Source organism: Pantoea sp. Seng (assembly GCF_009829935.1).
Classification (GTDB): domain Bacteria; phylum Pseudomonadota; class Gammaproteobacteria; order Enterobacterales; family Enterobacteriaceae; genus Pantoea; species Pantoea communis.
Map to the genome: position 1 here is coordinate 140,698 of NZ_SZZV01000014.1, position 9,446 is coordinate 150,143.

Annotated in this window: 6 protein-coding genes; 3 read left to right on the top strand and 3 right to left on the bottom strand. The window is 58.7% G+C overall.

Annotated features, from left to right (window positions below; all coding sequences use genetic code 11):
- Nucleotides 1–3: 3 nt before the first annotated feature.
- On the bottom strand, nucleotides 4–3,621 hold the full coding sequence (gene uca, locus FD737_RS15900) for an urea carboxylase (RefSeq protein ID WP_160833986.1): 3,618 nt from the start codon (nucleotides 3,619–3,621) through the stop codon (nucleotides 4–6).
- A 2-nt stretch (nucleotides 3,622–3,623) separates the two neighbouring features.
- Nucleotides 3,624–5,420 (bottom strand): allophanate hydrolase, encoded by a 1,797-nt coding sequence (atzF, locus tag FD737_RS15905; protein ID WP_160833987.1) that lies wholly within the window; start codon nucleotides 5,418–5,420, stop codon nucleotides 3,624–3,626.
- A 256-nt stretch (nucleotides 5,421–5,676) separates the two neighbouring features.
- On the opposite strand from atzF, the gene sltY reads away from it, so the two are divergent.
- Nucleotides 5,677–7,596 (top strand): murein transglycosylase, encoded by a 1,920-nt coding sequence (sltY, locus tag FD737_RS15910; RefSeq protein WP_058959378.1) that lies wholly within the window; start codon nucleotides 5,677–5,679, stop codon nucleotides 7,594–7,596.
- A gap of 44 nt (nucleotides 7,597–7,640) precedes the next feature.
- Nucleotides 7,641–7,964, top strand: a complete 324-nt coding sequence (gene trpR, locus FD737_RS15915; RefSeq protein WP_038649187.1) for a trp operon repressor — start codon at nucleotides 7,641–7,643, stop codon at nucleotides 7,962–7,964.
- Here the strand turns inward: trpR and yjjX are convergent, their stop codons facing one another.
- Complete coding sequence (gene yjjX, locus FD737_RS15920) at nucleotides 7,965–8,483, bottom strand: inosine/xanthosine triphosphatase (RefSeq protein ID WP_160833988.1); 519 nt, start codon at nucleotides 8,481–8,483, stop codon at nucleotides 7,965–7,967.
- 51 nt (nucleotides 8,484–8,534) lie between these two features.
- Here yjjX and gpmB point away from each other — a divergent pair, with 51 nt between their 5' ends.
- A complete protein-coding gene (gpmB, locus tag FD737_RS15925) occupies nucleotides 8,535–9,182 on the top strand; it encodes a 2,3-diphosphoglycerate-dependent phosphoglycerate mutase GpmB (protein WP_038649182.1) in 648 nt (215 codons plus the stop codon).
- Nucleotides 9,183–9,446: the final 264 nt, after the last annotated feature.

Consider the following 9,446-nt stretch of genomic DNA (forward strand, 5'->3'; position numbering starts at 1 on the left):
TCCTTATTCCAGCCACAGCAGAGTGTCGCCCGGACTCACCGGACGTCCTGCCTGACAGGCAATGCGTTTCACCGTGCCGGCCTGCGGCGCGACAATCGCCAGTTCCATTTTCATTGCTTCGACGATGATCAGCGTCTGACCGGCTTCCACCGCGTCAGCTGGCTGCACCAGCACTTTCCAGATGTTGCCGTTCATATCGGCACAGACCGCTAGCGCATCTTCGTCGGCTTCCGGGGCCATCAGCGTCTCTTCACTGGTCAGCGGCGCGTTCTGCTCTTCCTGTGCCCACAGCGTCACTTCCTGTTCGAAAGCGGCTGACTGGCGCTGACGGAATTCGGCAATTGAGTCGGCGTGTTCAGCGAGGAATTGCTGGTGGGCAGCAAAATCAAACAGCGTCTCTTCGATGCGTACCGTGGCGCGGCCTTCGCGGAAGTCATCGCGCAGTTGCGTGAGTTCATCTTCGGTAACCGGATAGAAGCGCACCTGATCGAAGAAGTGCAGCAGCCATGGCTCATCCGCCGCGAACTGGTCGTTCTTGAGGAATTTGTTCCAGATTGGCAGCGTGCGGCCCACCAGCTGATAGCCACCGGGTGAATCCATCCCGTAGATGCACATGTACATGCCGCCAATACCGACTGTGCCTTCGGCGGTAAAGGTACGTGCCGGGCTGTATTTGGAACTGAGCAGGCGATGGCGCGGATCGATCGGTACTGCGCATGGTGCGCCGAGGTAGACATCGCCCAGGCCGAGAATCAGATAGCTGGCATCGAAAATGGTGTCGCGCACCGCTTCGCGACTCTCCAACCCATTAATGCGCTGAATAAAATCAACGTTGTTCGGCAGCCATGGCGCGGTAGCGCGCACGGTTTCCTGATAACGCTCAACCGCACCGAGCGTGGCGCTGTCTTCAAATGCCATTGGCATCCAGACGATACGCGAAGGCACTTTCAGCTGGCTGACATCGCCGAGTCCGGCTTCCAGTTCCAGCAGCAGATTCATCAGCTGTTTCTGGCTGAGGATCAGGCTGTCATAGCGCACCTGCAGTGAGCGAACGCCGGGTGACAGCTCTTCGACGCCGGGCACCGCACGTTCACGCAGCGCATTCATCAGCAGGTGCACACGCAGACGCAGCGCCAGATCCAGCACGTTATCGCCGTACTCAATCAGCACATATTTATCTCCGGCCTGGCGGTAAACCGCCGCTGGCGTAGTCGATGTCGCAGGCAACGCCGCCAGTAAGGTGGCTGAGCCGATGTCACTGGCCGCCAGTGAGGGCACCTCAAAGGCTGGCGCATGAGTGCTGCGCAAGGTTTCCACGCTGTGCGCCTGGGCTTTCTCCAGCGCCACCGCTTCGTCGGCGCTGACCGGATGGAAGCGAATGCGGTCGCCCGGTTTTACCTGACCGACTTTCCACAGCTCCGCTTTGGCAATCGTCACCGGACAGACGAAGCCGCCGAGGCTCGGGCCGTCATGGGTCAGGATCACCGGGAAGTCACCGGTAAAGTTCACCGCGCCAATTGCGTATTCGCAGTCGTGTACGTTGGAAGGGTGCAGCCCGGCTTCGCCGCCGTTGGCACGCGTCCAGGTCGGTTTGGGTCCCACTAAGCGCACGCCGAGACGGTTGGAGTTGTAGTGCACCTGCCAGTCGCTGGCAAAGAACTCGTCGATGGCAGCCTGGGTGAAGAAATCCGGCGCGCCGTGCGGGCCGTACAGCACGCCGATGCGCCATTCGTTGCCATAGTGCGGCACCAGCACGTGATCGAGCGCTTGCGGTTCACTGATCGGCGCGGGCGTGGTGCAGGCGGCCAGCAGCGGCTGGGAGATCGGCAGCATATCGGCGACGCGCAGGGTGCGTCCGGCATGACCACCAAACTGGCCGAGTGAGAAGGTAGAACGGCTGCCCAGATATTCCGGCACATCGAAACCGTTGCGTACTGCCAGATAAGTGCGGCAACCGCTTTGCGCACGGCCTAACGTCAGCGTCTGGCCTGCTTTTACACTGATTGGTTGCCAGTAATCGAGGCTTGCGCCATCCAGTTCTGCCGGGCAATCTGCGCCGGTCAGGGCAATGACTGCGTCGCTGTGGAAACGCAGTGTCGGGCCTTGCAAAGTAAACTCCAGCCCGGCGGCGCTGTCGTGGTTGCCGACAATGCGGTTTGCGAGGCGGAAAGCGAAGTCATCCATCGGGCCTGAAGGTGGCACGCCAATATCCCAATAGCCCAGGCGGCCAGGGAAATCCTGAATGCTGCTGAAGGTGCCGGGTTGCAGCACTTCAATCACGCTGGCGGACGGCGTAAAGCTGTCGAGGAAACGCGTCCAGACTTTGCCGCTGCTGAACGCTTCGGTGGCCACAATCTGGCGCAGATAATCGAGGTTGGTGGCGATGCCGTGCAGCTGCGTGGCATCCAGCGCCTGCTGCATTTTTGCCAGCGCCGCTTCACGCGTGTCGGCGTGAACAATCAGTTTGGCAATCATCGGATCGTAAAATGCTGAGACTTCGGTGCCGGTATCGATCCAGCCATCCACGCGCACGCCATCCGGGAAACTGACGCCGGTCAGGGTGCCGGGACTTGGCTGGAAGTTTTTCAACGGATCTTCGGCGTAGATACGCACTTCAATCGATGCGCCTTTGGGGGCCTGCTGCAGTCGCGCCCAGTCGATGGCATCACCGGCGGCGACTTGCAGCATGCACTCCACCAGATCGAGCCCGGTCACACACTCCGTCACCGGATGCTCAACCTGCAAGCGGGTGTTCACTTCGAGGAAATAGAACGCATCCTGTGCGGCGTCGTAGATGTATTCCACGGTACCGGCGCTGCGATAGCTCACTAACTCGCCCAGACGCACGGCCGATGAGAGCAGCGCCTCACGCGTCGCCTGCGGCAGGTTCGGTGCCGGGGTCTCTTCCACCACTTTCTGGTTGCGACGCTGTAATGAGCAGTCACGCTCACCGAGGGCAATCACTTTGCCGCTGCCGTCACCAAAAATCTGCACTTCAACGTGGCGCGCGCGGTCGATAAAGCGCTCCAGGAACACGCCTGCATCACTGAAAAACTGTTCGCCAAGACGACGTACGCTCTCCCATGCATTGCGCAGCGCATCGGCGTCGTCACAGCGGGTTAAGCCAATACCGCCGCCGCCCGCCGTGCTTTTTAGCATCACCGGATAACCGATGTTTTCTGCCGCGCTGAGCGCCTCTTCCAGCGAGTTGAGCAGCGGTGTGCCAGGCGTCATCGGCACACCTGCGCTAGCCGCCAGTTCACGCGCGCGGTGCTTCAGGCCAAACTCGCCAATCTGCTGCGCCGTCGGACCAACAAATGCAATCCCCGCCTCTTCACAGGCGGCGGCAAACGGCAGGCTTTCGGAGAGAAAGCCGTAGCCCGGCCAGATGGCTTCTGCGCCGGTCTCTTTAGCAGCAGCCAGAATTTTATCGATGCGCAAATAGCTGTCGCTGGCTTTGTCACCGCCGAGGGCAATCGCCACATCGGCTTCTTTGACATGTCGCGCGTTACGGTCGGCATCGGAGTAAACGGCGACGCTTTTCACGCCGAGGCGCTTGAGGGTGCGAATCGCACGGCAGGCGATTTCGCCACGGTTAGCGATCAGGACGGTGCTGAACATGGTTATTTACTCCCCTGAGAGGCCAGCCAGTTGCGCCAGCCGCCAAATTCGGTAATTTCCAGCGCCTGCGACAGCACCGCCGGTTCACAGATAAAGCCTTTCACCACGCGACCATCAGCCAGCGTCAGAGATCCAATGCCGAGCGGTGCCGGGATTTCCGCCACGAATTCGCCAAAGCGCGCGAGTGGGATATCCCACAGTTCCACGGTGATGGCGGCACCGCTGTCACCGCGCAGCAGGCCGGGTTTTTTGATCGGACCATCGAGCAGGGCAAACAGGCGGTAGTGACTGGCGGTTTGTGTCTCTTCCACCCACACCGCATTGCGGGTGGTGAGCTGGAAATTGAGCGGCATGCCGGTGAGGTGCGCACCGACCACTGCCACGCGTACGTGATCGGCAGACACCGGGAAGGCGGTGTATTGAGCGGGCTGAGCTTTGCCGGTCGCGCCTAACGTCAGCGCCATCTGCTGTTGCCACTGAATGCCGAAGCCTGCCAGCGCGCGATCCTGCCAGGCAGACGCAATCAGCGTGATGCCCGCAGGCAGGCCATCGGCGCGGAACGAACCAGGCAGCGCCAGTGCGCTAAGGTCAGCAAGGTTAGTGAAGTTGGTGTAGGTGCCAAACTGCGAGTTGTAATGCACCGGCTCCTGCTTCATCTCTTCCAGCGTGTGAATGGTTGGCGAGGTCGGCACCACAAGCGCATCAAACTGCGCCAGGGTTTGCTGGATTTGACGCGTCAGCTCAGCGCGCAGGTATTCCGCCTGATAAGCCTCGACGGCGGTGTATTTCAGGCCACTGCTGACAATACCGTACACCACCGGGTCCATCTCTTCCGGGCGATTGATCATCTCACCGACAGCGACAGTGCGCTCGGCAACCCACGGGCCGTAATAAAGCTGTTCCGCCAGTTGGTGGAATGCGGTGAAGTCGATAGGGTGCAGCGTCGCACCGCCCGCTTGCAGTTGCTCCAGTGCACGTAACCAGGCTGCTTCGGCCTGCTTATCACCAAAGAATTCAGGCGTGGCAGGAATGGCGAAATCAGGTCGAGCCTTAAAGCTGGCAGGCGCGGTGTGCGGATTGTTGCGTGAGTAGGCGTCTCCCGCATCGTAACCGCCTGCGGCGGTGGCAACGGTGAAGGCATCTTCCACCGTCAGAGCGAAGACGGAGATGGTGTCATTCAAACGGCAAGCAGGCACTACGCCGCTGGCCGAGAACCAGCCTTTGGTCGGTTTCAGACCGACGATGTTGTTAAAACCTGCCGGGACGCGACCGGAACCGGCGGTATCGGTGCCTAGCGAGAAGCCCACCAGGCCGCGCGCCAGCACCGAAGCAGAACCGGAGCTGGAACCACCGCTAACATACTCGGGGTTAAAGGTGTTGCTTACCGCACCGAACGGAGAACGCGTGCCGACTAACCCAGTGGCGTATTGGTCGAGGTTGGTTTTGCCGATCACCACCGCACCGGCCGCTTTAAGCTGTGCGACCACAAAGGCATCAGATTCAGCTGTATAGGTTAAGGCCGGACAGGCGGCACTGGTCGGCCAGCCTGCCACATCGATATTGTCTTTCACCGCAAACGGCACGCCAAACAGCGGCAGTGCAGCGGGATTGCGCAAGTAACTGGCCAGCAAGGGTTCAATTTGCGCCTGCAGCTGTGCGGGCGAAGCGACATACAGCCAGGCGTTATCCTGCTGGTCGATGGCGTCGAGGTGTGCTGCCAACAAGGTGCTGATGCACTGTGGGTCCTGCTGATAGCGGTGTTGCCAATCCTGAAGCGTGTATCCGAAGGTTGCTGCCATGAGTGAATTCCAACTGGTATACAAGATGGAATTCAACAGAGCAAAGCGCGTGCCATTTTTGTAAGTAAATGAATAGCTGTAGCTAATTGATATGACATAGGATTTTGTGATGATAATTTGCACAGTCACAGCGCAGACGGTGTGCAATCACGGTGCGCCTGCGTAAATTTTGTGAAGAACATGGCAAGAGACCGTTGGCCTGGTTAGCATGAGTTAAGTCTGGCATGAGCTGGATCGCAGCAGAGAGGAGAGTAGAGTGGAGAAGTGGCGTAACTGGATGATAGGGATCTGTCTGGTCAGCACGGCCAGCAGCGTGTGGGCCGACTCGCTGGATCAACAAAGACAGCGCTATGCGCAAATCAAACAAGCCTGGGATAACAATCAAATGGACCAGGTCTCGCAGCTGATGCCAACGCTGCAGGATTATCCGCTCTATCCGTATCTGCAATACCGTTTGCTGGCGCAGGATCTCGATCAAGAGACGCCGCTGGCGGTGAAGAATTTCATTCAGCAATATCCAACGCTGCCACCGGCGCGTTCACTCTCGACACGCTTCGTCAACGTGTTGGCACATCGTCAGGACTGGCAGGGCGTGCTGAGCTTTAGCCCGGATGAGCCCAAACCGGTGCAGGCGCGCTGTAACTGGTATTACGCCAAGTGGGCTACCGGCCAGCAGCAGGTGGCGTTTGATGGCGCGAAATCGATCTGGCTGCGCGGTTCCGCGCTACCGAATGACTGCGATCAGCTGTTCTCGGTGTGGCAAGCGTCCGGACAGATGTCGCCGATCACCATCCTCGAACGTATTCGCCTGGCGATGAAAGCCGGCAACGACAGCCTGGTGAATTATCTGGCGAAAATGCTGCCGGCGGATTATCAAACCACTTCCAGCGCGCTGATTGCGCTGCAGCAAAATCCGCAGACCGTCACCACTTTTGCCAGCAGCCTCGGTCCGACCGATTTCACCCGTATGGCCACCAGTTATGCCTTTGCCCGCGTCGCGCGTGAAGACATGGATAATGCGCGCATGATGATCCCGCAACTGGTGCAGGCGCAGAAAATGAGCCCGGCGGAAGAGCAGGATCTTAAGGAAACCGTGGTGTGGCGCATGATGGGCGCCGATCTGACCTCCGAGCAGGCGCGCTGGCGTGATGCAGTGGTGATGAACAGTGAATCCACCGCGCTGGTGGAGCGTCGCGTGCGTCTGGCGCTGAGTCAGAACGATCGTCGTGGACTGAACACCTGGATCGCGCGTTTACCGGTTGAAGCCAAAGAGAAAGATGAGTGGCAATACTGGCAAGCCGATCTGCTGATTTCTCAGGGGCGCAAAGAAGAAGCCGATGAGATTCTGCGTAAACTGATGCAGGCTCGTGGTTTCTACCCGATGGTGGCGGCGCAACGTCTCGGCGTGGAATATCCGTTGCAGATCGATCAGGCCCCGGCGGCAGACAGCTCGGTGGTGCAGGGGCCTGAACTGGCGCGCGTGCGTGAGCTGATGTATTGGGGGCTGGATAACCTGGCGCGCAGTGAGTGGGCCAATCTGATCTCCAGCAAGACCCATTCGCAGCAACAGATGCTGGCACGTTACGCCAACGAGCAGGACTGGTGGGATCTCAGCGTGCAGGCGACCATTACCGCGAAAATGTGGGATAGCCTGAAAGAGCGCTTCCCGCTGGCATGGCGCAATCTGTATCAGCAATACACCAGCGATAAAGGTATTCCGCAGAGCTATGCCATGGCGATCTCCCGCCAGGAGAGTGCGTGGAATCCGAAAGCGCGTTCGCCGGTCGGTGCCAGTGGTTTGATGCAGGTGATGCCAGCCACGGCCAGCCATACCGTGAAGATGTACAACATCCCCGGCTATGTGAACAGCAGCCAGTTGCTCGACCCACAGACCAATATCCAGATTGGTACGCAGTATCTGGAATACGTCTATCAGCAGTTCGATCAGAACCGCATCTTCTCCTCGGCGGCCTATAATGCCGGGCCGGGCAGGGTACGCAGCTGGTTGAATAACAGCGGTGGCAAACTGGATGCAGTGGCGTTTATCGAAACCATTCCGTTCTCAGAAACACGCGGCTACGTGAAAAACGTGCTGGCGTATGACGCCTACTACCGTTACTTCATGGGCAAGCCGGATAAGATTCTCGCCGATGGCGAGTGGAATCGCCGTTACTAGCTGTGCTATGCTTCCGTACTCGCTAATGAGTACGGAAGCCCTTCATGAGCCAACCTCTTTCTTCCCAGCCGGATGCGGCTCAGCCTGTTGAAGATAACTGGCTGCGTTTTATCGATTTGATGCAGAACGCTTTCGCGGACGGTGTGTCGTTGCCGTTGTTGCAACTGATGATGACGCCCGATGAACGTGAAGCGTTTGGCACACGCCTGCGCATTATCGAAGAGCTGATGAACGGCGACATGAGCCAGCGCGAGCTGAAGAATGAGCTGGGCGTCGGTATCGCCACCATCACGCGTGGCTCTAACAGTCTGAAAGAAGCGCCTCCTGAGCTGAAACGCTGGCTGGAAGCGCGCTTAGGCCGCCATTAATTACTGCTGATACAGCGGATGGGTGAACGGGCAGAGTGCCAGTATCAGCGCCTGGTGGTAAACGCTTGAGCGGCTCAACAGACCGTTGGTAAACGCGCCGATAGCGCCGCCTTTCTGCTTGATATTATCAACGCCGGTTAAGCGTGCCATTTCGTGACCGAGTTCGTGTCCGGCGGCTAAGCCCGCCATGACAATCGGCGGCAAGGTGAAGCTGGCGGAGCGCGATTCGCCGCGCTGCTGGGCGTTTTCAATCACCATCCATGCAAAGGCACAATCGCCCTCGATGCCGGCCTCAATCGCGACCCAGTAGTCAGATTCAGGACGCTGCAAACGCGCATTTGCCACGCGGGTACGTGCGCCAGTTCGCGTTTCGACATCGCTTAACGGCTGTGCGGCAACGCCGCTCTCGACCTCGACCCCTTCAATATGGCAGGATCCTTCACCAAAGACGTCGTTGAACGCCTGAGCAATCGCGCGGATTTTTGCCGGGTTGATGGTGGCTGCGACAACGTGGTACATAATTGTTTGAACCCTCAAGGCAAATTTGTCGCAGTATAACGGAAATTAAGCATGCTACAGGTCTATCTTGTTCGTCACGGCGAAACGGTATGGAATGCGGCCCGACGCATTCAAGGTCAATCCGACAGTCCGCTGACGGAAAAAGGTGAGCAACAGGCCCAACAAGTGGGTGAACGGATGAAATCGCAGGGCATCACCCATGTGATCGCCAGCGATTTAGGCCGCACGCGCCGCACCGCCGAGATCATCGCGGATGCCTGCGGTTGTACGGTCACGGTTGATGCACGTTTGCGTGAGCTGAATATGGGCTGTCTCGAACAGCGCCCCCTTGATGGCTTAACGCCGGAAGAGGAGAGCTGGCGTAAAACGCTGGTGGATGGCACCCAAGACGGCCGCATCCCTGGCGGTGAATCGATGCTGGAGATGGCGACGCGCATGCACGAAGCGCTGAACGCGTTGCTCGAACTGCCAGCGGGCAGCCGTCCGTTGATTGTCAGTCACGGTATGGCGTTAGGCGTGTTAGTGAGTACGCTATTGGGATTGCCGGCGCACGCTGAGCGCCGTTTGCGCCTGCGCAACTGCTCGATTTCACGCGTGGATCATCAACAGAGCGCGTGGCTGGCTGCAGGTTGGGTGGTCGAGACGGCAGGCGATGTGTCGCATCTGGATGCGCCTGCGCTGGACGAATTGCAGCGTTAAGCGTCATTCGGTTTCGGTGCGCATCAATGCGCTGCCTGTAAAGGGTGGGGGTAATGATTGCCTGCCCAGCAAAAGGGTCAGCTCGCCATTTATGACGACCTGCCGTTATTGAAGCCAAAAAAATGCCGTCATCATGACGTAATGCTTGTCAGTTAAGATCTTAATGGAGGCCGCAGCGGATAACGTTGCGGCTTCTTTTTTACCGCCCTTGGGTAATGCCGCACTCTTCTTTCCGGCAGCACCAGCCCTGGCGCCATCGCCATT